Source organism: Streptococcus sp. AM43-2AT (genome assembly GCF_003603405.1).
GTDB classification, from domain to species: Bacteria; Bacillota; Bacilli; order Lactobacillales; family Streptococcaceae; genus Streptococcus; species Streptococcus ilei.
Genome location: NZ_QTND01000002.1, coordinates 364,713 through 387,037 on the forward strand (window position 1 = coordinate 364,713; position 22,325 = coordinate 387,037).

23 protein-coding genes and 2 tRNA genes are annotated in these 22,325 nt (G+C 43.4%); 3 read left to right on the top strand and 22 right to left on the bottom strand.

The genetic code is table 11. From position 1 onward, the window contains the following. Positions 1–6 precede the first annotated feature (6 nt). Positions 7–885: a ribosome small subunit-dependent GTPase A gene (gene rsgA, locus DW930_RS10530; protein ID WP_123159593.1), complete on the bottom strand. Its 879-nt coding sequence runs from the start codon at positions 883–885 to the stop codon at positions 7–9. Positions 886–1,216: 331 nt separating this feature from the next. On the opposite strand from rsgA, the gene DW930_RS06430 reads away from it, so the two are divergent. From DW930_RS06430 to DW930_RS06440, 3 genes are all read left to right on the top strand, one after another. Then, positions 1,217–2,137: a type II CAAX endopeptidase family protein gene (locus DW930_RS06430; protein WP_123159594.1), complete on the top strand. Its 921-nt coding sequence runs from the start codon at positions 1,217–1,219 to the stop codon at positions 2,135–2,137. 118 nt (positions 2,138–2,255) lie between these two features. Next, positions 2,256–2,338, top strand: a tRNA-Leu gene (locus tag DW930_RS06435). Positions 2,339–2,342: 4 nt separating this feature from the next. Then, positions 2,343–2,431, top strand: a tRNA-Ser gene (locus DW930_RS06440). A gap of 294 nt (positions 2,432–2,725) precedes the next feature. On the opposite strand, the gene rsmA is transcribed toward DW930_RS06440, so the two are convergent. The 21 genes from rsmA to secY2 form a co-directional block, all read right to left on the bottom strand. Continuing rightward, positions 2,726–3,601, bottom strand: coding sequence for a 16S rRNA (adenine(1518)-N(6)/adenine(1519)-N(6))-dimethyltransferase RsmA (gene rsmA / locus DW930_RS06445; protein ID WP_048715706.1), 876 nt, complete (start codon positions 3,599–3,601; stop codon positions 2,726–2,728). 73 nt (positions 3,602–3,674) lie between these two features. Continuing rightward, positions 3,675–4,301, bottom strand: coding sequence for a DUF2185 domain-containing protein (locus tag DW930_RS06450; RefSeq protein ID WP_123159595.1), 627 nt, complete (start codon positions 4,299–4,301; stop codon positions 3,675–3,677). 20 nt (positions 4,302–4,321) lie between these two features. Beyond that, complete coding sequence (gene rnmV / locus DW930_RS06455) at positions 4,322–4,906, bottom strand: ribonuclease M5 (RefSeq protein WP_207801607.1); 585 nt, start codon at positions 4,904–4,906, stop codon at positions 4,322–4,324. After that, a complete protein-coding gene (locus tag DW930_RS06460; protein WP_117744753.1) occupies positions 4,878–5,648 on the bottom strand; it encodes a TatD family hydrolase in 771 nt (256 codons plus the stop codon). The genes rnmV and DW930_RS06460 overlap by 29 nt, the downstream gene beginning before the upstream one ends. 121 nt (positions 5,649–5,769) lie before the next feature. Next, a complete protein-coding gene (gene rpmH / locus DW930_RS06465; RefSeq protein WP_003003086.1) occupies positions 5,770–5,904 on the bottom strand; it encodes a 50S ribosomal protein L34 in 135 nt (44 codons plus the stop codon). Positions 5,905–6,053: 149 nt separating this feature from the next. After that, positions 6,054–6,695, bottom strand: coding sequence for a ribonuclease P (locus DW930_RS06470; protein ID WP_117744754.1), 642 nt, complete (start codon positions 6,693–6,695; stop codon positions 6,054–6,056). 86 nt (positions 6,696–6,781) lie between these two features. Then, complete coding sequence (jag, locus tag DW930_RS06475) at positions 6,782–7,726, bottom strand: RNA-binding cell elongation regulator Jag/EloR (protein ID WP_123159597.1); 945 nt, start codon at positions 7,724–7,726, stop codon at positions 6,782–6,784. 15 nt (positions 7,727–7,741) lie between these two features. Next, the gene (locus tag DW930_RS06480; protein WP_123159598.1) at positions 7,742–8,557 is read right to left on the bottom strand and encodes a YidC/Oxa1 family membrane protein insertase; all 816 of its coding nucleotides are present in this window, start codon (positions 8,555–8,557) and stop codon (positions 7,742–7,744) included. Positions 8,558–8,561: 4 nt separating this feature from the next. Then, positions 8,562–8,903, bottom strand: coding sequence for a ribonuclease P protein component (gene rnpA / locus DW930_RS06485; RefSeq protein WP_023024530.1), 342 nt, complete (start codon positions 8,901–8,903; stop codon positions 8,562–8,564). Between the two features lie 106 nt (positions 8,904–9,009). After that, positions 9,010–9,705 carry a type II CAAX endopeptidase family protein gene (locus DW930_RS06490; protein ID WP_023024531.1) on the bottom strand — a complete coding sequence of 232 codons (696 nt, stop codon included), beginning with the start codon at positions 9,703–9,705 and terminating at the stop codon, positions 9,010–9,012. 159 nt (positions 9,706–9,864) lie between these two features. Further along, on the bottom strand, positions 9,865–10,758 hold the full coding sequence (locus tag DW930_RS06495) for a TDT family transporter (protein ID WP_123159599.1): 894 nt from the start codon (positions 10,756–10,758) through the stop codon (positions 9,865–9,867). 144 nt (positions 10,759–10,902) lie between these two features. Further along, a complete protein-coding gene (locus tag DW930_RS06500; RefSeq protein ID WP_023024535.1) occupies positions 10,903–11,451 on the bottom strand; it encodes a carboxymuconolactone decarboxylase family protein in 549 nt (182 codons plus the stop codon). Between the two features lie 196 nt (positions 11,452–11,647). Continuing rightward, positions 11,648–11,872, bottom strand: coding sequence for a preprotein translocase subunit SecG (locus DW930_RS06505; protein ID WP_023024536.1), 225 nt, complete (start codon positions 11,870–11,872; stop codon positions 11,648–11,650). Between the two features lies 1 nt (position 11,873). Beyond that, a complete protein-coding gene (gene asp4, locus DW930_RS06510; RefSeq protein WP_023024538.1) occupies positions 11,874–12,062 on the bottom strand; it encodes an accessory secretory system protein Asp4 in 189 nt (62 codons plus the stop codon). Further along, a complete protein-coding gene (gtfB, locus tag DW930_RS06515; protein ID WP_123159600.1) occupies positions 12,055–13,410 on the bottom strand; it encodes an accessory Sec system glycosylation chaperone GtfB in 1,356 nt (451 codons plus the stop codon). The genes asp4 and gtfB overlap by 8 nt, the downstream gene beginning before the upstream one ends. Continuing rightward, a complete protein-coding gene (gtfA, locus tag DW930_RS06520; RefSeq protein ID WP_023027314.1) occupies positions 13,403–14,908 on the bottom strand; it encodes an accessory Sec system glycosyltransferase GtfA in 1,506 nt (501 codons plus the stop codon). Before gtfA ends, gtfB begins: the two co-directional genes overlap by 8 nt. A gap of 10 nt (positions 14,909–14,918) precedes the next feature. Next, a complete protein-coding gene (gene secA2, locus DW930_RS06525; protein WP_023027315.1) occupies positions 14,919–17,294 on the bottom strand; it encodes an accessory Sec system translocase SecA2 in 2,376 nt (791 codons plus the stop codon). 21 nt (positions 17,295–17,315) lie between these two features. Then, entirely contained in the window at positions 17,316–17,786 is a 471-nt protein-coding gene (gene asp3 / locus DW930_RS06530; RefSeq protein WP_042361434.1) for an accessory Sec system protein Asp3, read from the bottom strand. Positions 17,787–17,791: 5 nt separating this feature from the next. Next, a complete protein-coding gene (gene asp2 / locus DW930_RS06535) occupies positions 17,792–19,336 on the bottom strand; it encodes an accessory Sec system protein Asp2 (RefSeq protein ID WP_123159601.1) in 1,545 nt (514 codons plus the stop codon). Position 19,337: 1 nt separating this feature from the next. Then, positions 19,338–20,915 carry an accessory Sec system protein Asp1 gene (gene asp1, locus DW930_RS06540; RefSeq protein WP_023024550.1) on the bottom strand — a complete coding sequence of 526 codons (1,578 nt, stop codon included), beginning with the start codon at positions 20,913–20,915 and terminating at the stop codon, positions 19,338–19,340. Between the two features lie 8 nt (positions 20,916–20,923). After that, positions 20,924–22,138 carry an accessory Sec system protein translocase subunit SecY2 gene (gene secY2 / locus DW930_RS06545; RefSeq protein ID WP_123159602.1) on the bottom strand — a complete coding sequence of 405 codons (1,215 nt, stop codon included), beginning with the start codon at positions 22,136–22,138 and terminating at the stop codon, positions 20,924–20,926. Positions 22,139–22,325: the final 187 nt, after the last annotated feature.

The following is a 22,325-nucleotide window of genomic DNA, read 5'->3' on the forward strand; positions in this document are numbered from 1 at the left end:
GTCTCCTTATTTGGGTAATTTTTTCGATACTTTTTTATAGGTTTCTCGTCTATTTTCGATCTCACTCAAGAACTGTAAGTAATTCTCAAAGCGGAAGGAAGCAATGATCCCTTCCTCGACAGCAGGTTTGACGGCACAAGATGGTTCATGTGTATGGGTACAAGTACGGAACTTGCAATCCTGGCTTACCTTGGCGATGTCTGGAAAAGCATGATTCAGATCTTCTGCATTGTCGACTTCATAATCTAAAGAGGAGAAGCCAGGGGTATCCGCAATCTTGCCACCATTGAGATCATAAAAGCTGACGGCTCGCGTCGTATGGCGACCTCGTCCAAGGCTGTCGGAGATCTCTCCTGTCTCTAGTTCCAACTCTGGAGCCAAGGTATTCAAGAGGGTTGATTTCCCCACTCCTGTTTGGCCCATAAAGACCGTCACCTGATCCTTCAAGAGAGGCAAGAGCTCTTCCTTATCAGTGACAAAGTCATACCCCATTTGGCGATAGACTTCTTGAAAAGGAAGCATGACAGCCGGATCTTCTAGTAAGTCCATTTTTGAAATATAGACAATTGGATGAATGACTTTTTGCTCCAAGAGGACCAAAAAGCGATCCAATAAATTAACATTAAAATCGGGCTCTTTGGCGGACATGATAACGACAGCCTGATCAATATTAACAATCGGTGGACGGACTAAGCTATTCTTTCGAGGAAATATTTTTAAAATATAGCCTTCCGAATTTTCTTCAGCTGAAAATTCTACCCTATCTCCAACATAGGGAGTTTGTCCCTTTTTCCGGAAATTTCCTCGGGCGCGTGTTTGGTAAATTTTCCCTTCACACTCCACATAATAAAAACCGGCCAAGGCTTTAACAATCGTTCCTTGCAACTAGCACTCCTTTAAAGTTAATACTACCATTATATCAAAAAATATACGATAGCGCTTGCTTACTTAAGTATGAAAAAAGAAGTCCATTCAGTTTTTTTGAGCAAGATGCACACAAGCGGTTGTAAACGTTTTCAGATAGGTTTATAATAGAGAGAAAGGACATAATATATATGCCTCTTGTGGGAAGTGCAGACTATTTGACAGAAAGGAAGTGACGGAGACTGATACATTTATTGACGAAGCTACCTGATTAGTAATGAAAGAAGCCTTATTTTTGTGGCAGTATTTCTGACTTTCTTACTAATCCCTGCCAGTTATAAGGAGGTCCTTTATGAGTTTTTCATTTCTTTCCAAGAGTAACCCTCTCGTTTCCAATGTAAAAAAAGGGAAGTTTTTAACCCCTTGGTTTTTAGCTCCCTTTATTCTCTATTACATCACCCAATACATGTCTCCAATTAGTACAGCTTCCACAAACTTCTTTTTGAACAAACAAAGTTGGATTCCTGACTGGTGGAATATTCTAGACCTTTTGTCCTTCCTCTACACCATCATCGCCTTCTTCCTCTGGGTGAAACTCATTGAAAAAAGACCGGTTCGGACCATGGGCTTTACCAAAGGAAACGGCCTGTCCGAATTCGCTAAGGGTGTCTTGGTCGGCGCCATTATGATTACCACGGTCTTAATCGTCTTCTTTATCACTGGTGATGTCCGTTTCGATCGCATTCAATTTAGCCTTCCTTTCCTCGTATCTTGGATCTTGGTTCTAATTGGCTATATTTTCCAAACGGCAGCCGAAGAAATCTATATTCGTGGCTGGCTCATTCCAATTATTTCTTATCACAAAAATGCCTACCTTGCCATCCTCATTTCTTCCACTATGTTCTCTTACTTCCACTTGAATAACAATGGTGCTTCTTGGCTATCTACGGTCCACCTCTTTGTTTTCGGACTCTTCACAGCCGTCTATGCCTTGAAGAGAGGAAATATCTGGGGTCCTTGTGGCTTCCACTTCGCCTGGAACTTCATCATGGGCAATGTCTACGGCTTCCATGTTAGTGGCTTTGATAGTGAATCCTCTCTTATGTACTTCACGACTTCAAACCGGACCATTATCACAGGTGGTGAGTTTGGACCTGAAGGCGGGATCCCTGGCTTAGTCGTCTTTCTTCTTGCTCTCTTATGGGCTATCTTTCTTCTCAAAGATACCTCTGCAGAACAAGAAGAACTTTATCCTCAAGTGAGTTATGAATAAGTAAAAAAAGAAAAGGCTGGATTTTCCCAGCCTCTTTCTTTTTCCTCAATAGGTTCGATAAAAAGAAACATGCTATTTTTTCTTGGCATTTCTTTTAAAAAGAGTATAATAGAACTATGCGGAGGTGGTGGAACGGCAGACACGCATGCTTCAGGCGCATGTGCCCCTTCGGGCGTGAGGGTTCAAATCCCTTTCTCCGCATCTTGGAAAGGTGGCCCAGCTCGGTACGGCACCGGACTCGAAATCCGGCAAGTGGATTTTCTTCACGCGCGGGTTCAAATCCCGTCCTTTCCTTACGATGCAAATAAGCCATAGGTCATGACCTATGGCTTATTACTTATAAAACTTCTTTGAGACTTTCCTTAGGTGAGTACGGACGTTAGCGAACTTCTCCAAAGTTCCATAACTAATTTTTGAGCCTTAAGTCTCAAAAATTCCGAGAGCCTAAACTACCTTTTATTTAGGCTCTTTTCTCACAGCGGAAAGTCTCGTTTTATAACCGATATCATTCGAAAACACATAAAAAACACCGTACTTCATAGCGTATTTATAATTAAGAAAGAAGATTACGAACCCATGTCTTTTCTATTATTTGATCCCAGCTTCTAGAAGTCCGTCAGCTAGTCGGGCGAAGTCTTCTAAGCTAAGGGCTTCTCCTCGTACAGAAGGTTGCAGGCCTGCAGCTTGGATCCCTGCTTCCAATTTGGCTTTGATTTCTTCGGTCTTGCCAAAGCGACTGGTCAAGTTGTTCCAAAGCGTTTTGCGACGGTGAACAAAGCTAGCCTTGCTGACAGAGAAGAAGAAATCTTCATCCTTAACTGCCACTGCTGGCTCTGGGCGACGCACCATCTTGAGGATGGCAGAATCAACGTTTGGCGCTGGCACAAAGACGGTGCGAGGCACGATAAAGGCTACCTTAGCGGTCATATAGTATTGGACTGCAATGGACAAAGACCCGTAAGCCTTGGTATTAGGTTCGGCTGAAATGCGATCTGCCACCTCTTTTTGCATCATGACCACAAATTCTTGGAAAGGAATTTTAGACTCGATCAAGTGCATGAGGATGGGAGTCGTGATGTAGTAAGGAAGGTTGGCCACTACCTTGATCGGAAGCTCTGGATTTTTAAACTCTGCGATGTACTGGTTGAGATCCACTTTGAGGATGTCTTGGTTGACAACCGTGACATTGTCAAAATCCCGCAAGGTATCCGCTAAGATAGGAACCAAGCGGTCATCAATCTCAAAGGCCATCACTTCTGCGGCATTTTCTGCCAAAAACTCAGTGAGAGCTCCAATTCCAGGACCGATTTCGATGACATTGACCTGCTTATCAATCTCAGCAGTATCCACAATCTTTTGAAGGATGTTGGTATCGGTCAAGAAGTTTTGACCGAAGGATTTTTTAAAGGTAAAGCCGTGACGCTCTAGCACTGCCTTGGTCACGCTATAATCTGCAATTCTCATTTTTTCTCTTTTCTAATCCATTTAGTGTAAGAAATAATCACTCTATCTCTCTTGTGTTTCTCTACAAGCTAGCCTAACAGTCTTCCACAAAGGCATTCTGCTCCGCTTGGTAGACATAAGCTTCCCCGTTCTTATCTAAGACGGTTTCCAACAAGGGCTCTATTTCCAAGGCCTCTTCAAGACTGATAATGGTGATCTTAGATGGATCGTCCAAATCTTCCTGAGACTCAAAGCCTGTAAAGAATTGCCAACCACTATCTTGTGGATGATGAGGGACATCGTGAATCGCCCAATTAATCTCACGTCGTAGGAAGCAATCCTTGGTAATCATGGCCCCTTTTTGCGTATCAAGATTCAGCGGAGGAACCATCAGGCTTGCGATATGTTCCTGGGCAAATTCCAGCTCATCTCCAAGCTGGATGGAGGTAATATAAGCCGGTTGATTGGTTAAACGTCCTTTAAATTTTCCATCACGAATCTCAGTCAGTTCAACCCACATACGCTCTGCTCGACACCCATTCTCCAAAACGGTATCCAGCACAAAGATAAGGCGAACCTGATCTCCAAGCTTCAATTGGTCGATTTCTTCTTGACTAGGAATCAAAAAATGTCGCGGGTTCTTTTGGTGCTCCACTTGAACATTCTCTAACGAAAAGCCTATCACTTTTTTCTTATCTGTAAACAGGTCGAACAATCCCATCTTCTACCTCTATCTCTTTTTTAATAACTAGCCATCGTTTCTTCAACTTCCGCTAATGTTACCCCAAACAATTCCAAGCGTTTGAGCAGTTGTTTGCCATTGCAGTAGCCGATGCGCAAGGCTTCTCCTAGATATTCCCGTCGTTTGCGACTTTCACTACCCATCAGCAGGCCGAGTCGCATCAGATCTGATTTGGTAATATCAAAGAAGTGCTCATCTTCATAGGAGCCCACCAGTCCCGCTAGGGCTTTTTCTAAGTCATCAAAACTGGCATGCTCCACTCCCAAGGAACGCCCCTTGGTCTTAGATTTGGGTACTGCTTCGCCACGATTTAAAAAGGCATGTTTGGCTTGCGGAATTTCTTGCATGATGATCTTACGAATCCGCTCCCCATTGTAATCTGGATCCGTAAAGACAATGACTCCACGCAACTCTTGCAATGTAGCAATTCGTTCTAAATCATCCTGATTAATAGCAGAGCCACGTGTCTCATAGGTATCCACCTCATAATAGCGTTTCAGATTGGCCGTATCGTCCTTGCCTTCAACAACAATCACTTCTGGTATTTTTCTTTTCTCAGTCAAGGCCAAATACCTTTCTCGCATTGTCATAGGTCGCTTGTGCCACCTCTTCTGTCGTTAAGCCACGTAGTTCTGCAATAAAGTCTACTACATAACGGGTGTAGGCTGTTTTATTTTCTCGGCCACGCTTAGGAACTGGTGCCAGATAGGGTGCATCTGTTTCAACCAAGATTTTGTCCAAAGGTAATTCTTTGGCTGCCTCCTGAATGTCTGTCGCTTTTTTGAAGGTCACCACCCCCGAGAAAGAGATCATCATGCCTAAATCCATGAAGCGTTTGGCATCTTCTAGACTTCCTGAGAAAGAATGCATGATCCCACCGCGTGGGCCAACTCCTTCACTCTTGATAATGGCATAGGTATCTTCTAGCGCATCACGCGTGTGAACCACAAATGGTAAGTCTAGTTCCTTAGATAGCTGAATCTGACGGCGAAACACCTTCTCTTGAACTTCCTTAGGTGCTGTCATCCAGTGGTAGTCCAGACCGATTTCCCCTAAGGCGACGACTTTAGGATGTTTCAGCCGTTCCAGTAGATAAGCCTCTACCTCAGGACTATAATCACCTGCCTCAGTAGGATGCCAACCAAGGGTGAGATAAACTTCTGGGTGCTGGTCTGCCAATTCTATTGCTCGTTCGATGGTTGGTTTGTCAAAACCAACAACATTATGGGCAATGACTCCCAGCTCTTTTGCTAGTTCTAATTCCTCTTGTTCTCTCCCTGCAAACTCTTCAACGTTGAGGTGAGTATGGGTATCAAAAATCTGCATATGGATCCTTTTCTACGATATTTCTCACTCTATTATAACAGAAAGCATAGCTGAATACACTTTTGGCAAAACAAAAACCAGTAGTCTCGAGTTTCTACTGGTTTTTAGGTTTTTATCTGAATTACGCAGCCAAAACTTTGCGTCCTTTACGACGACGAGCTGCCAATACGCGACGACCGTTTTTAGTTGCCATACGGTGACGGAAACCATGTTTGCGCGCACGACGAAGTTTACTTGGTTGATAAGTACGTTTCACGATGAATACCTCCTCATAGATTTTGTATTCGTTTAGCCGGCTATAATGTGATCAGTTACTAAACATACTTTACTATTCTATCTGATTCAAGGCTGTTTGTCAATAGCTATGAAAAATTTGTTGGGTCAGGTTCAATGATACCGCTTTTATTAGGCATCTCCTTCTATCCTTTGACGAGTTGCTTCATAGTATGGAAGCAAGCAGGCCATTCCTTTTTTTAATTCCTCAAGAATGGAATCTCGGCTAGTCGCTTGTGATAGATTTACATCGACTTTAACCAAGACCTTGCGGACTTGGCTAGCTTCCACACCTTTGAGAAGTCTCAGACGATTGGCTTCTGTCCCTTGAAATCGTTGGCTGACACCTTCTATTTGGGCGAAATAATAGACTGGCGAAGAAACCGGAAGAGTTAAAACTCGGTTCTGCTTTTGTAGACTCTCCTCATCCTTCTTGCGTTCGATAAAACTCACTTCCAAGGATACACCAAAGTCCTTCGCATCCCCATAAAGTCGCAAGGCGAACATCGGATCCGCTATTTCTCCCTCTCCTTGGAGATAGGCCCAAAAATGAGGGCGAAGAATTTGGGCTTGATTCATCCACTGACTGGTCCGCTCTTGTTTTAAGTGCGGAAAAATCTTCTGAAAATCACTGACCAGATGAGTGAACTCCTTGCGAGCTTCTTGGCCCATCTCTCGATAGACCAACATTCGCTCCGCATCCTCACCTGCTTTAGTAGGGGCTAGGTACTTGATCCCCTGACAATTCAAAAAGTCTTTAATCTTAACAAACATACTGCTATTCCCTTCTCAAAAATAAAAGAAGAGACCAAGCTTACACTCCTCTCTCCCTTTTGAAATCTTCTTTTTTAGACGGTAGATTAACCTTCAATATCGACGACAACGTAACGATTTGGTTCTTCACCTTCTGAATAGCTCGTTACTCCATCCATTTTCGATACGATACGGTGGATGATCTTGCGTTCGCTATTAGACATTGGATCTGTATGTTGTGCTTGACCTTCTTCTAGAGCACGACTTGCCAATTTTTGCGCATAGCTTTGAAGGACTTCTGCACGGTGTTCAACATAATCATTGACGTTGATAGCAATGTAGAAATTCTTAGAATACTGATTGTAAAGATAGTTCTGCGCCAACAATTGAAGGGCTTTGAGAACTTTCCCGTGGTAGCCAATCACACGGCCTGGCTCATTGGTGTCAATCTGCATGTTGATGGTTCGACGGTTGTAGCTACTTGAAATGCTAGCTTCTACATCCATTTCATCAATTACTGTTTGAACATAGGAAGTGACATCAGAAACAACCTTTTCGATGTCATAGCTTTCTTCTACTTCAATGCCCAAATCAGCAAAATCAGACGTTTGGCGTGACTCAGTTTCTTTAGGACTTGAATCGAGAATCTCCCCATGACCTTGTTCTTCAAGAATGGTTTCAGGAGCCTTCTCATGTTTAAGAATCTCAGCCTTCACCTCTTCCGAAACTTCTTGGCCTTCTTCTTCAACTTTTTTAATCGCAGCCACCACACGACCCAAATCAACAGTCTCTTCACTGACACTCTTGACAGGTTCGTTTTGAACATTTATTTCCTCAGGAACTCCCTTAACAGCTTGTTGATTAGCTTTTGTAACCGTAGTTTCTGCAATCGGTTCGATGTCTACCACAGCTGGCTTCTTACCAAAGAGACCGAGGAACCCTTTCTTTTCACGAGAAACGACAGTAATATGTGCTTTCATGCGCGGGATATCTAATTCTTTCAAACCATTTTGAATGGCTTCTTCAACATTGACTCCTGTATATTGGACCATCTGTCAAACTCCTTCTTAGTTTTTCTTTTTCTGTGCTTTATTAAATGCACGTCGTTTTTGTTTTTCTATATCTTTGATTGCCTGTTGCTCTGCTTCACGCGCCGCAATGATCTTAAATGGATTGTTCAACAGGTAAGTTTGCCCAACTTGGTAGGCATTGGAAACTACCCAGTAGAGAGCAACCCCGCTAGCTGAGTACATGGCGAAGAAGAAAATCATGACTGGCATTGCATACATCATGGCTGTCATTCCACCATTTTTTTCTGGCATGGCTTTGTTGCTCAACCAGGTACTAAAGAAAGTAAAGACGGCTGCCAAAACTGGCAAAATAAAGGTTGGGTCTGTTGCGCTCATATCCAACCAAAGGAAATGACCGACTTTTAGGAATTCTACCCGACTCAAAGCTTGGAACAAGGCCATCAAGACTGGCATTTGAATAAACAATGGCAAGAAGGCCGAGGAAGTCTTAACTCCTTTTTCTTTATAGAGGGCCCGCATTTCTTCTGACATACGAGTGCGGCTTTCCAAATCCTTCCCAGGATACTTGGCCTGGATTTCTTTCACTAGTGGCTGAATCTCCTGCATTTTGCGCGAGGAGGTCATTTGGTATTGGAAAACTGGCAAAAGAATTGTCCGAATCAAGAGAGTGAAGAGGATAATCCCAACTCCGGTATTTCCTCCAATCGAAAGAAAACGGATGACTTCTGCAAAGAAGTAAACGAATTTTTCCCAAACTCCTGATGATTGGGAAGTCACTTCAGACGTTCCACAGGCTGTTAATAAAAGGAGGGTCCCTCCTAATAAGCTAGCTACTTTTAATTTCTTTTTCACGTAATTACCTTTCCTGACGATAGACTTGCGCTAATTTTAATACATGGACTAGATTTTTTTCAACTTGGTCAAAATCCAGCTCTTCAACACCCTTTCGAGCAATCACAACAAAATCATCTGCTACAAGATGATCCTGGTGCTTCATCAAAACATGACGAATCAAGCGCTTGATTCGGTTGCGTGTCACAGCATTTCCTAGTTTTTTACTAACAGATAAGCCGACACGGAAATGGGGCTGCTCTTGTGGCAAACGGTAGATCACAAATTTTCTATTCGCACAATTCATACCACTTTTAAAAATGGCATTGAAATCTTTTTCTCGCTTGACACGATAGCTTTTTCTCAAACTCCCACTCCCTCTTTTAAATTTATTCTATTATACCATAATTTCAAAAAAAACCAACGACCTTCTGGCCCTTGGTTTGAAGCTTCCTCCAGTACTGTTAAAACGACTAGGAGAAGAGATGCTGGATAGTTGACAAGATGATGGGTAGGCTATAAATGAAGTTCAGTCCGATATGAGCAAGGATAGGATAATACAAGGAGCCTGTCTTTTCATTCAGTAATCCAAACAGAAGAGAAGGGATCGTATAGATCAAAAAACTCAAGACAGTAAAGGGATGCTGGAGGAATTGAAATCCGCTATAGATGAGGGCAGGCGCCCATACACTCGCATAGAAGGGCCATTTTTTAAAATAGGCTTGGACAAGCGCTCCACGGAAGACCAATTCTACTGTCATCGGTCGAATGATGACCACTAGGACAAAGAGGATGAGAGATCCTAAGGCTTCCAAGGTCACCGGAAAGGAGTGATAAATAGCTAGACGTCCTTTGGTAAAACCACTGAGAAAGTAGTCCAGCCAATAGATGGCACAACTAGTGAATATAGTGGCGTAGATAGCGGGGAGGAATTGTTTCTTCTTTGCCCACTGAAAAACGCTACGTGGACTATACTTCTTCACGAATGAAAAAACAAGCATCAGATAACCTGCTTCTAAAAAGAGAAGGGTCCAAAAATAGCTAAGGGCTTGGCCGACTTGGTTGCTGACTAGCTGGGCTAACTCGCGAAATTGCGGCCGCACCAAGATGTAAAAGACCAGCAATAAAAGTGGATAAAAGAGCTTGGCCTTTGTTTTTAAAAATTTCATACATTCCTTTCAAGGGATTAAAAATGATTTATTGCATCTTACCATAATCATTCCTAGGATTCAATTAGAAAGTGGATAAAAAAGAGGTCGAGACAGCCGTCTCTAACCTCTAGTTTCTATTGGAATACCAGCTTATTGTAGCGATTATCAAGCTTTCTTCTACCCTTTTCTGTAAGTCGTAAAGCCCACTAGCACAGACACAAGAATGGCTAGGCAAAGAATGGTTTCTAGCCAGACAAGGGGCCTTAAAAGAGGACTTTGTAATAAGTCTTGGGCCATTTTCAGGGAAGTAGCTGTGATGACCGTGGGAAAGGTTAAGGCTGAAAAGGCTGGTTGAAACCCTTCTTTTATCATTCTGGGCAGACGCGTTAAAACGAAGAAATAAAAACCTTGAGAGAGACCGATCATGATATATAAGAGCCAAACCGGCAGACTAGCTCCACCAAGACGAACGAGGGCCGCTAACAGAAGAGAAAAGGGCGCACAATAAATGCCTTCTTGCCCCAATAAGTGGCTCGGTAAAGGGGTAGTTTTCAATCCCTGATAGATCAGCGGGTAAAGAATCAAGGTTAAGACAAAGCCAAACCCGAGAGCCAGATAGGCCAACTCAACCACTCCTACCACTGGATAGGTCAAGGTTGCCACAGCAATCCCCACATAAAGGACGGTCCAACTAGGGGTGGCATTGGCTCTTGGTTTTGCCAATATATGGGTCTTGGTAAAGTAGAAAATTAAGCTACAATCTAAGAGGAAAGCAGACCACCAAACTATCTGGGCGAGTCCTCCAAATGTAGGAAACAGTCGGAGGAGATAAGTCGATAGAATCATCCCAGCCATGGGAAAGGTCGCCATTCCAGACAGAAGGGCTGGTTCTTGAAGTTCGATCTTCGTTTCTTGCCAGTAGATCAGATGGTGAAACAAAAAGAAGACCCATAGAAACAAACCCGTCAAACTGAAAAAATGGGCCAGAACTGGGAAGGTATCAGACAGAAGGTTTCCCGCTCCTGCTAAACCTAATAGACAACCTGAAAATGCTAAAGGAATCTTTTTCATCTTGATCTCCAATTATTTTATCGCTTTCAGTATAACATAAAATATCAGGAGGCATCATCAAAAAAAGAAGTAGATATAAAATCTCCTTCTCATTTTCTTATTTTTAAGCTTTGCTCCATCATTTCATGCACAAGTTTGGTTCTTTTACGCGTAGGGCTGCAATTCTGGATTGATAGGTGTATTGGCCAAGTTATTGGCATAGTTACAGAGACTAGCCAAACTCACACCTAGGACCACATCCAAAGCATTTTGGTGACTATAACCTGCTTCTAAAAATTCAGCTAAGGCCTCATCTCCAACGCGTCCCTTGGTATTGATCACTGCTAGGGTGAATTTAGCCAAGGTATCCAATTTCGGATCTGTTTCAATCGGAGTACGATTGCGCAGAGCTTGAAGAAGGTCGTCATTCATTTGGATCTGTTTGATCGAAAAAGCTGTATGCCCTGCCACACAGAAGGCACAACCGTTGGTCACCGCGGCAGTGATTTGGACCACTTCACGTTCAACTGGTGTCAAACTGTTCCGACGGTTAATCGCACCGACTGTGCGATAGGCTTCTAGAGCTGTCGGTGCGTTTGCTAAAAGACCGATAAGATTTGGAATATAGCCGTTATTATCTTTTTGAACAGTTTCAAGAACCTCTTTTACCTCTTCTGGCGCTGTCTCAACTGTATGAATCTGAAATGTTGTCATAAATCTACCTCTTTTTCTCTTGGTGGCACTTAGTCTATCATAGAATAGAAAGCTTGAAAAATATATATTTCATATACCTTCCATAAAAAATAGTTATCACCAAGAAGAAAAGATTCAGACCTATCGACCCCACTTCTGCTCCCGTTCCAAGCAACTACTTCAAGAGAAAGGGCCTTCTTCTCATTTCCCTATCCTTCTAAGCCCGAGCAAGTAGCAGATAGATTAACAAGACTAAGAAAAAGAGGACACTAACGATCAAGGTCGCTAGTTTCATCCCTCGACGGGCTAGCCAATAGTTTGGCTTCCCTAAGTTACTGGTCGCATCTGTTGATAGTGATTGTTGTTGACGAGGTTGAAACATCACCAACAAGATTAGACTGATCGATAGAAGGAACATCAGCACAACAAATAGCATTTCCATCTTATCCTCCAAAAACTCGGAAAAGGGTGAGCAGTACCCCCAACAAGATAACGAGACCGATAACAACATTTAAGGTCAGGTTAACTTTTTCCGAGCGCGTTGCTTTTTCTTTTTCTGCGGATCGTCGCTTCAGAGCATTCATTCGTCCTTCTACTTCTTTATAGAACAAGTCCTTCTTCTGATCAGGCATTTCTATCACCTATCCCTTCTTGGAATCTCGAACGGAATACTTCCTGTTCGATCGCATTAGACTGTGCAATTTGATTTGAAACTGCGTGTCGATAGTTCTCTATTGATTGATAAATTTCTTTAATACGTGCTACGAGTTTGTCTTTTTCTCCTTGCCTAATGACATTTTCTTTAGCAAGATAAGGCGGGTCATGTAAAGTCTGTTCAAAGCCAAGGATTAGCTGTCGGTGCTCAAAGGCCTTGCGAACAATCCCTTGTACCTCCCCAAAATGATTGATGTCTAGATAGATACTAGATTGGTGAAGGAGCTCCTTGATCCGCTCCTGGCTAATATTCTGATACAGGACCAAATTGGGGTAGCGGACTAGAGACATGAGCTCTGGAGACATTTCTGTCACTGCAGCAACTCGGAAGGTCACATCCGGTAATTGCTCTAGCAAATAAGGTAAGGCTTCAATCCGATCTGAATTTGTTAATACAAAAGCATCCTTACGAACATCATCTTTGATTACAAAATCATAGATATAGCCAAGAGGGGCAAAAAAGCCCTGTTGCTCTGGTGATACCAACTGTAGAGCACGGAGATAGGTCTCCCTTTGAGGGATGAAGATCTTCTTCGTCCGTATATCTGGACTGTTTAGGATGAGTTGCATATTGCCTGGCAGATTATCCCGTAATGGCTCTTGCCAAACCAAAACATCCCGGCCTACCAGTCCCATTTTGCCGAGTTGCAAACTCAAAGCAAAAGACTGAGCCAGCGTATTGAAAATCACCTGATCTAAAGCAAATCCTCGGTATTGGACATAAAAGACGTAGAAATCTAGTCGATTTTTAAAGATACGCATAGGCTCATGATCCAGGGTCAAGAGCAGATCACCTGTTTGATGATTTTCTGTCAGGCGTTCTATTTCTTCTTCAAAGTAGGTGGTTAACAAAGGATTGCCCTGACCATCACAACTGGTTACCGCTATTTTGCGACCATACTGATCATAGCGATCCACTGTCCTTACTTGTCCCTCTTGATTGAACCACTCTACCCGCTCAACAATTCGCTTATGAGTCGCTCCTTGGTAATAGATACGCGCTTTTTCTTGGCCGTAATAGGAAATCCGGCCGCCAGACGCATCTCCAGTAATTTCCCAAAAATCAGGAACTAAAATTTCGTTAAAGAAGCGCCCCCGTTTTTCACCTGTCGGTCGACCTAAAAAGTAAAGAAAAGGCGACTCCACTCCATCGGGTAAAAAACCATTTGCTTCCAAGACGATGGTTGGATGCCTATAACCTGCTCTTTGTAAAGAATAGAGCAGATCTTGGCTTTCGCGCGAAAACCGATCAAACACATTAAGCATGGGTCACCTCCTCAATCAATTGAGACCAAGCTTTTTCAACCTTACTGGTTAGAAAATCTTCTGCACGCGCATAAGATGCTTGACGCATGGATGCCACCTTTTGACTCTGGTATAGCAAGTGGATCTTTTCAGCGAAGGACCTCGCTATCCTGTCCACAATCTGGTCTGGTTCAGTCGGAAGCAAGTAGCCATTCTCCCCATCTCTAACAAAGTTCTGATTGCCGTAGGGTACATCAAAGCCAATGATTGGAAGACCAGAACCAATTGCCTCCATCAAGGTGAGGCCAAAGCCTTCGCTGGTTGAAGCCGATAGATAGACTTCATAATCTTTGTAAATAGCGGTCAAATCCATATGCCCTTTGAGCTGGATATAGTCCATCGCTCCTAACTCTTCAATTAGCGACCGCAGTTTCTCTTCCTCTCCGCCTTTTCCATAAATATCAAAAGAGAGAGCAGGTAGCTCTTTTTTTGCTTCGACAACTGCTCGAATTAACCAGTCGATGTGTTTTTCTGTCGCCAGACGCGAAGCAGTTATCAAAGAAAAAGGTTTACGAGAGTCCTTTTGCGGTAGACTTTCAAGACTTCCTACCGGAATGGTATAAATAGCAGGAGAATGCTGGGTATATTTTTCAAATTGCGCTGCCAAAACTTCCTTTTGGCGATCTGTCGCGACAATAAAGAAGTCCACCTTATCCGCATTAGTAAATTGGTAATCGTAATAATTGTTCCACAAAATATATTGATTATCAGTACTGTTGACACTATAGTGCTCCGCATGGACCACGACTCCTAGACGAGCTTTTTGGGCCTCTTCAAAAATGGGTTGGCCGATGTCCGTCTCCCGATCCAAAATCACCAGATCTTGTTTGGTCAAGTTGAGGGTTTGCATGAAGTAGCGAATCAATTCCTGCCGGCCCAGGAGATAACGATCCGGGAAACGGTAAATCTCCTGACCATCTGCCACCTGCATCCGATAGGCCACACTTCCGTCCTCATTGTAGAAACGCCGTTCAATCAAATGGGCTTGATTATTTTTGGGGATAAAGTACTCTGTACAGTAGCGAGTATAGGAAAAATAATCTTTTCTGACTAGGATCCCTCCAGAAACATACTCACAGCGCTCTACATAGGGACTCTTTTCGTCCCGAAGATAGCAGGTCAAAAAACTGTCTTGGTCTTCGTAGAAATAGCGTTTCACCTTCCCTGTGGTCTCTTCTCGCGTTGGGCTCCCAGCGAACCCAGCCAGGACTTGCTCCACCGTGTAAGTCGTAGGCGCAATTTTTATATCTGTAAAATGGGTGTAGAGCCATATGATTTCATGGTCTTTAAAGCCAATATTCTCTGTTAAGTGTTGAATATTGTCTGCTAATATCATATCCATAAAAATAAATTTTGCGGGTTCTTGGATCTGTCGTAGCAACTTGGCCCGATAGGCTTGTGCATACTCGACGCCACTACTGGCCCATCCAATCCCAAGATTGATATTGTATACTGTCATAAATCCTCTTTTATGGGAAATACAGGACAATTTCCCCTTTTGTATTGATTTCTACTCGACTGAGTAAAAGATTGCGAACCATCTGCTCTTTTGCCAAAGCCTTCATCCGATCGAAAGACAAGTAGGCTTCTTGGTAAAATTCGACCAGCGGATTCTTTTGGCTGGTGTACTGGCCAGATAAGGCCACACGTAATTGTTGCAAATAATCCACTTGTTCCACCCAATTTTCATCAATAGCCTTTAAAAGTACCATCCGTTGAAATTGAGCAATCACCTCATCGGATTCAAGCGTTTGATATTTAGCAAGTAACTCAGAGCGGGCTAGCTCCCAGAGAAAATCCTCTTTTGCCTGTTTGGAAGGAAAGGCTTGAGGGATCTGGGCAGGAACAACCTGATAACTGATATGATCTAGAATATAGTGATAGAAGGCAATCGGGTCTTGATACTTCTTGTTTTTGGCTACCTGGGCAAAAACTTCTCGGGCAATTTTCTCGATTAATCCGTCCAAACGTCTACCTAACCTGATTAAACGATCCCGTTCCTTATAAACTAAATCACGTTGAATATTCATACTCTCTGCAAACTCTAAGGTCAAGCGACGACTAGCTTGCGCAGCACTTTCACTCGCATCCTGAGCTTGAGCGATTATACGTTGGTATTTTCTCCGAGATAGAGGTTTGGCTTCTTGAAGTCGATCCTCTACGTCATAATCTTGATACCTATCCTGGATCCAATTTGGACCCCAGTTTTTGATCAAGTCATCCTCCAGAGAGACAAAGAACTTGGTTTTTCCAGGATCTCCTTGACGTCCTGATCGTCCTCGAATTTGGAGATCTATCCTGCGATTCATCATCCTCTCCGTCCCGATGACCACTAATCCGCCTAAGGCAGCTACACCGTTCCCTAATTTGATATCTGTCCCCCGACCTGCCATCGAGGTGGCAACTGTTACCGCTCCTTTTTGACCAGATTCAGCAATAATCTGTGCTTCACGAGAAGCCTTGTTGGCATTCAAGAGATTATGGGGAATTCCTTCACGAAGCAGAAGGTTTGAGTACAAGATAGACATCTCAACCGATCCAGCAAAAATCAAAATCGGATTTCCCTTTGCATGGACTTCTTTGATGTAGGCAATAGAGGCATAGACTTTTTCTGGCAAGGTCTGGTATATCTCATCTGGAAGATCCTGGCGAATGCGTTTTCGATTGGTTGGGATCTGAACCACTGACATGGCATAGGTCTCCAGAAATTCAGCTTCTGCAACCTTCCCGGTTCCCGTCATACCGCCGAGTTTCCGAAACATCTTGAACAAGTTTTGGTAAGTGATCGAAGCCATGGCCCGTGTCTCTGGTGTCAAAGGAAGTCCTTCCTTGGCTTCAAGTGCCTGATGAAGTCCCCCTTGAAGGCGAGTCAATTCCATGAGACGCCCCGTTGCCTGATCTAGAAGGACAATCTCCTTCTCCCCTTTTTCATTTACACGGACGACATAATCCTTATCTTTTGTATAGTTTTGATGCGCTTGTAATGCCAAATTGATATGGCGGACGAGATCACGATGTTGAGGATTATACAAATGTTGAATGGATAAAAAAGCCTCGGCTGCCTTCACCCCTTTAGGGGTCAACCAAACTTGTTTCTTGTCTCCGTCAATCTTGTATTCTTCTCCTTTTTGAAAGGTTCGGACCAAGGTATCTACAATCCCATATAGATTGGATTGAACTCGAGGAGAACCTGAGATAATCAAGGGCGTCTGAGCACTATCCAACAAGATAGAATCAATTTCATCCACAATAGCATAGTTAAACTTTGCTAGGAATTGACCTTCGACAGAGGCTGTTAAATTTTCTGAAAGATAGTCGAAGCCCAAGCTACTATTAGTAGTGTAGACAATGTCAGCTTGGTAGAGCGTCCGCTTCCTAGCTGGGGAGAGTTCGCCCTCCCTATCTTGGAGTGGAACCCCGACCGTTAAACCTAGGAAACGATAAATCTTACCCATTTCTTCCGCATCACGAGTTGCCAGATAAGTATTGGGGGTAATCACCATAACCCCCTTCCCTTCTATAGCATTCAGGTAAGCTGGCATGGTTGCCGTTAGGGTCTTTCCTTCCCCAGTTTCCATCTCTGCAATATTTCCTTGGTGGAGAACGATAGCTCCCATGACTTGAACATCGTAAGGAAACATCCCCAAGACTCGCTGAGAGACTTCTCTCACGACTGCATAAGCTTCTGCTAGCAAATCGTCCAGTGACTCCCCTTTTCGGAAACGACGGCGGAATTCCTCTGTCTTTTCTTGTAACTGCTGGTCTGTCAATTGAGACATTCTATCTTTCCAGCCATTAACCTTTTTTAAAATCTTTTTTATTTTTTTCAATTGAATAAAATCCACTAGGTCCTCATTTACTGCAATCTATTTAGTCTGTATCAGAATAGCTCCTTGTTCAGACGAAATCGGAGAAATCGTGATATGGTGAAAGGTAAACTCTTGCATCCCAGCACTGAGGAGACGCACTTGGTAAGAATAAGCTTGCTCTGGATAAACAAACCTGACCTGCCCCTCTGTACTGACCTGCCGGTCCACCATCTTACCAAAACGGTCTTGGCAAACAATTTCCAACATTACCGTATGAGCAGGCCTAGAAGTCATCTGAGCTTCAAGCACATATGTCTGGCCTCTCTGTAAAAGTGGTAGACTGGGGGCCATCCGATCCTCCCCATAGCTTGTGAGGGATTTCCAGGTTTTTAAGACTTGACCAGAAGGCATTAAAGGATTCGTAAACCGAATCTGATCGACTGCCAATCTCTGAATAACAGACCCCCATAAATAATCTGCCGAAGAGGTTGATCCCCAATAAATCTGGCGACCTTTCTGTTTTCTCATCCTAATCATCCGCTTCTACCAAAATCTCTTTCCATGATTTCTTTGTATTGGGTCAAGAACCACTCAATGATGGATTCCGTTGCATCATTGTGGCGCCCCGGCCGACTCGAACTAATGATCCGAACCGGTTGGTGATAAAGAGCTTCTAAAATATCCGAATAAGCCTTCTGGTCGTAATCATCATCTCGCATATAAGCCAAGGCTAATAGAGTATCCTTTAAGGTTACTTGACCAAATCGATCCCAAAAACGCTTGTTCAAGACCTCAATCCCTTCACTCGTCACTTGACCGACGAGTAACTGCATCATATCGAGTGATGTCCCAAATTCATCTGGCCGTTTAAACTTCAGATTGGCCGCCACATCCCCAAGATTGACAATAGGTTTTCCAACCAAGATCGCATGTGGCGAGTATGAAGCTCCATAGTAGAGGGCTCCATAAGTGCCCATCGATAGACCTGAAAAGTTCAATTCTTTTGGACCAAATCCTAAGGCTTGGAGATGATAATCGATAAAATCCTGAATCTTCTTTTCTAACTCTGGAGAGCCAAGATAGAAGCATCCTCCCTCTAGACGCGGATCCGAAAAGAGAATGAAGGGAGCTCCCATATTTTTCATCAAGTAAAAGCCTTCAAAGCCCTCCGCAGGACGATAACCAGAGAAATAGATATTCAGTGGTGGCTTCAGATCTCCTGGATGGAAATAAGCAAAAATTTCCTGACGCTTGCTGTCTCTGAGAGTCTGGGAGCCAAGAGAAATTTCTCCAAAGGGACCGTGAGAGAAGCGCTTGTGCAAAGCACCGATAATGAGTTGTCCCTGTCCCCTTGCTTCCAGTGAAAAAGATAGGTAATAGCGACCAGGCTCGTCAATCAGAACCGGCCTTACCAAGTCTACTTCCGAATAGACGAGTTCCTTCTCTAACGATCCCAGACTACCACTCTGGAAAAATTGGACCCGCAAACGGATTTGACAGCCTGCCGTTTTCTCGTACTCTAACCATAAATCCGTAGGAATGGTCCCATTATAAGAATAGGTGTTAACCCACTGGGCTATAGGAGTAAACTCCTCTCCATATGAACCGTCTAATTCCAAAAAGTGTTTCCCTCTGACCGTTTGCATCCCTTCAAAGTCTGCTCTAATTCGTAAATCTCTGACGCTAAAAGCATCTCCGTACTGACCGTCATAAAGGAAACGATGAAGTTGATAGAGAAAGTGAGCCTTATCAGAAAAATCCCAAGCCTTAGCCTGAACCAGTTGCATCAAACGAGCCAGTTCTTCTGTAAATGACTCTTGATCATATGTTTGATCATAGAAAACAGTGTAGGGCTGAAATAGAGCCAGTTCTTCTTTTAAGTTCAATAGCCTTTCAGGATGATCCAGCACCAAGGCCTTAAACTGCTTGATGCCTTGCTCCGCCATGTAATCCTCTATCTGTAGAGGTGTTTGGATAGAAAAATAATGCCAGTTCAGACCTTCTGGGATCGTCACTTCTCCCTGCCAATTTGTAGGTCCAATTTGAAGAATATGGTCTGTTTCCAACTTTCTGTCCATCCTAGTTTTCCATCCATCCTTCCCATTTGGCGATCAAGCGCTGGCCTGTGTATTCTTGAATCTTTTCGACGGAATAAATCAGCGATTCATTCCATGGTTTAAGATCTCTAAGGAAATAGTCCATCGCTTTTTCTAGCTCTTCCTCCATCTCCCCCAGGACATATCCATTTTTTAAATGGTCTACATACTCCGTTTGGCTGCGATTGATCTGAGGAATCCCTGCCGAAATGCCTGCAATCTGTGTATACAGATTGGGTTCCTCACTCATATCTACTATTAAGCGAGTCTGTTCTAATTCTTTGATGATGTCGTTCTCATGAAAGAAATTTTGAACCTTATAACGATCTAGCTTCTTTTCAAAAAGAGAAGCATCTTCGAGGATGTGGTTTTCTCCCAGCTCGCGAGAATCAACCTGAACACCTCTAGCAGCCATCCCCATCTCGCCAGCTAAGTCTTCTAACTGCCGATCCAGTGTCGCTACTGCTTCATCAGAAGCATTGTAGATTGCGAAAACGACTTCAAATAAAGGGTTTTTCGCTAAGATTTCGAACACTTTCTCTAAAGCGGATTGAGAGGGGAGGTTCTTTTCATCCAGATAGAAAAAGATTTTCGACTCTTTCCTCTCTTGACTGCTTCCCAATCTCAGCCGCGAATCAAAGGACGTCAGGCGATGGACCTTAGAAGCAATACTTGGAGCAAGACGAAGCAAATCTTGTTTCGTTTTTTCACTATCAGTTAGCACCAAGTCAACCTCTTTTAAAGAAAAATGAAGCAAGGAATCTTCTTGTGATAGTGGCTGGCGTTGCCCATAAAAAGAGAGAACCTTTGAAATGCCCCGCTCCACTTGTTGGATAAAGGGTAGGTTAGCTGGATGGGCCGCAATCACCATACGATCGTGACCGGGAACTAGGTCTTCTAGTATGGCTTTCATTTTTTCAGCAACCACTTCTCCCATGTCCGAGTAAGTTTCTCGTTTAAACTGCTTCTGAAAGGCTTCATTAACAAAGACCATGTGGCTAGCATCTGTCAATAACTCTCTCAAAACCCAGTTCCCTTCGGGGGTTAGATAGTCTTGGAAATACGGACTTCCCTCTTTGTAGTATAAGACACTGGAAATAAAACCTCGGTCATCCAGATACTGCACATAAACCGTTTCTTTATCCTTTAGCCGATTAACTGAAAGAAGATTCCCATCTACTCCCAAATCGATACTAGCGATGACCTGACCGCGACAGAAAGCCACTATTTGAAAAGGAGTATAGGCAAAGCTTGTTTGAGCTGGCCATTCCAAATCCTCGACCTGGATCGGCATCATCTCTTGGCGAGGGGAAATCCCCTGAATGTGATCAAAAATCGACAGATAGTCTGTTTCCAATAAATCTTGCCGATGGAGGTAGTAACGCAGTTGTGGGCAATAGTGTGGAAGCACTAATCTCCGCTCCACTCCCGCTTCCTGGAAGACGCGAATTTGATGAATGGTCTCATCAAATTCAATCATATCTTTCGACCAATACCAAGGCGTCGTCGTACTGTGCCAAATACGCTCGCTGCCATACCAGGCTGGGATAAAGTAATACATAGCAACTCCTAAAACAATCTTGTATAGCGTTGGTTCACGCGAAGAGCTCGAACTTCCTCCCGGATCGTCGAGATCATCCCCACAAACATGAGAAAACTTCCTGGAATCATGACCAAACGCAAGAGCCCTCTATCCCAAAGCAGAAGAAGGAAGGGCAACACGGTAAACAGGATTAAATACAGCGTCCCAAAAACCGTTAAACGAAAGACAATTCGATTGATGTACCTACGCGTCTCTTCTCCAGGATAAACGAAATCAATATACTCTGAGTTTTTCATCATTTTGTCTGCAATTTCTTCCCCATTGACCGTTACAAAGGCAAAAGCAAAGGACAGAAGGACCATCATCAGACCGTAGAGAAATATCCAGGCTGGCTCTCCTATTACCAACTCCTTAGCAATAGTGCCAGCCCATGAAGCATGGGGATTAATGGCTTGGACCAGCAAAAATATGTATTGCGGGATAGAAACCAAGGTCATGGCATACATAAAGGGCATGCCTCCAGCTGGATTGAGCTTCACATCTAAAAACGTGTGAGCTTTCAAACTGTTGTGAATCCCCAGCTTATTCACAGGGATCCGATAGCGAGCATACTCGATGCATACGACCATATACATAAATGCTAACAAGAGGAGAAATAGAAACAGAAGGCTGTATGCTGGAAGCCCACTCTTTGATAAGGTCCCAAGGACATCCTCTGGTAAGTACAGAAGCATCCCCGCCATCATGATCACAATAGAATTCCCCAAGCCTAGTGCGGTATTTAAATCAGCTAACCAGACTAAGAAAAAAGTACCTGCTATCATAATCAAGGCATTAAGCGAGACCACTAGAAGAGGGCTCAGGTCTGTTTCTAACGGGAGATAGAGGGAAACTGCCAAAGATTGCACAAGAGCCAAAGCAAGTGTCAGATACATCTTCCGTCGCTCCACAAGGTCCGAACTGGTTCTCTCCAGGTTATGACGTTTAGATACTGTAAACAACCGCCACAAGATCATTGAAGACATCCAAGGCGAAAGCCCGAGGGCAAAAATGGACAAGCCACGAAGGTTTCCACCCATGATAGCACTCGTCAACTCCAGACCCCTTGCAGTACCTTCGTTCACATTTAAAACCTTTGCTAGGTCCACAAAGGGTAAGGTGATTTTACTTCCTAAAACATAAACAAAGATGAATAGGATCGTCCAACATAATCGATTCCTAACTCCAGATTGTTTCATCATATCCTACTCTTCTACTCCCCCTTCTCTCAAATGGTTATCCTACCTAAATCCGCTCATCAAACACTCGCATAAGACTGAACCATTTCACCTAAACAATCTCTTATCTATAAGAGAAAAAAGTTCTTCAGAAGATGATCTGAAGAACCACTATTCATCTAGCTTTTCTCCATTCATTATACCATATTTC

What these genes read in the sequence shown, in the direction of transcription:
- gtfB (WP_123159600.1), bottom strand. Translation starts at nt 13,410, where the DNA reads ATGCTTAATGTGTTTGATCGGTTTTCGCGCGAAAGCCAAGATCTGCTC.
- secY2 (WP_123159602.1), bottom strand. Translation starts at nt 22,138, where the DNA reads ATGATGAAACAATCTGGAGTTAGGAATCGATTATGTTGGACGATCCTA.
- DW930_RS06495 (WP_123159599.1), bottom strand. Translation starts at nt 10,758, where the DNA reads ATGAAAAAGATTCCTTTAGCATTTTCAGGTTGTCTATTAGGTTTAGCA.
- gtfA (WP_023027314.1), bottom strand. Translation starts at nt 14,908, where the DNA reads ATGACAGTATACAATATCAATCTTGGGATTGGATGGGCCAGTAGTGGC.
- DW930_RS06470 (WP_117744754.1), bottom strand. Translation starts at nt 6,695, where the DNA reads ATGTTTGTTAAGATTAAAGACTTTTTGAATTGTCAGGGGATCAAGTAC.
- DW930_RS06505 (WP_023024536.1), bottom strand. Translation starts at nt 11,872, where the DNA reads ATGGAAATGCTATTTGTTGTGCTGATGTTCCTTCTATCGATCAGTCTA.
- DW930_RS06430 (WP_123159594.1), top strand. Translation starts at nt 1,217, where the DNA reads ATGAGTTTTTCATTTCTTTCCAAGAGTAACCCTCTCGTTTCCAATGTA.
- DW930_RS06450 (WP_123159595.1), bottom strand. Translation starts at nt 4,301, where the DNA reads ATGGGATTGTTCGACCTGTTTACAGATAAGAAAAAAGTGATAGGCTTT.
- asp1 (WP_023024550.1), bottom strand. Translation starts at nt 20,915, where the DNA reads ATGTATTACTTTATCCCAGCCTGGTATGGCAGCGAGCGTATTTGGCAC.
- asp2 (WP_123159601.1), bottom strand. Translation starts at nt 19,336, where the DNA reads ATGGACAGAAAGTTGGAAACAGACCATATTCTTCAAATTGGACCTACA.
- DW930_RS06500 (WP_023024535.1), bottom strand. Translation starts at nt 11,451, where the DNA reads ATGACAACATTTCAGATTCATACAGTTGAGACAGCGCCAGAAGAGGTA.
- jag (WP_123159597.1), bottom strand. Translation starts at nt 7,726, where the DNA reads ATGGTCCAATATACAGGAGTCAATGTTGAAGAAGCCATTCAAAATGGT.
- DW930_RS06490 (WP_023024531.1), bottom strand. Translation starts at nt 9,705, where the DNA reads ATGAAATTTTTAAAAACAAAGGCCAAGCTCTTTTATCCACTTTTATTG.
- asp3 (WP_042361434.1), bottom strand. Translation starts at nt 17,786, where the DNA reads ATGAGAAAACAGAAAGGTCGCCAGATTTATTGGGGATCAACCTCTTCG.
- rnmV (WP_207801607.1), bottom strand. Translation starts at nt 4,906, where the DNA reads ATGCGAGAAAGGTATTTGGCCTTGACTGAGAAAAGAAAAATACCAGAA.
- asp4 (WP_023024538.1), bottom strand. Translation starts at nt 12,062, where the DNA reads ATGCCTGATCAGAAGAAGGACTTGTTCTATAAAGAAGTAGAAGGACGA.
- DW930_RS06460 (WP_117744753.1), bottom strand. Translation starts at nt 5,648, where the DNA reads ATGCAGATTTTTGATACCCATACTCACCTCAACGTTGAAGAGTTTGCA.
- rsmA (WP_048715706.1), bottom strand. Translation starts at nt 3,601, where the DNA reads ATGAGAATTGCAGATTATAGCGTGACCAAGGCAGTGCTAGAGCGTCAC.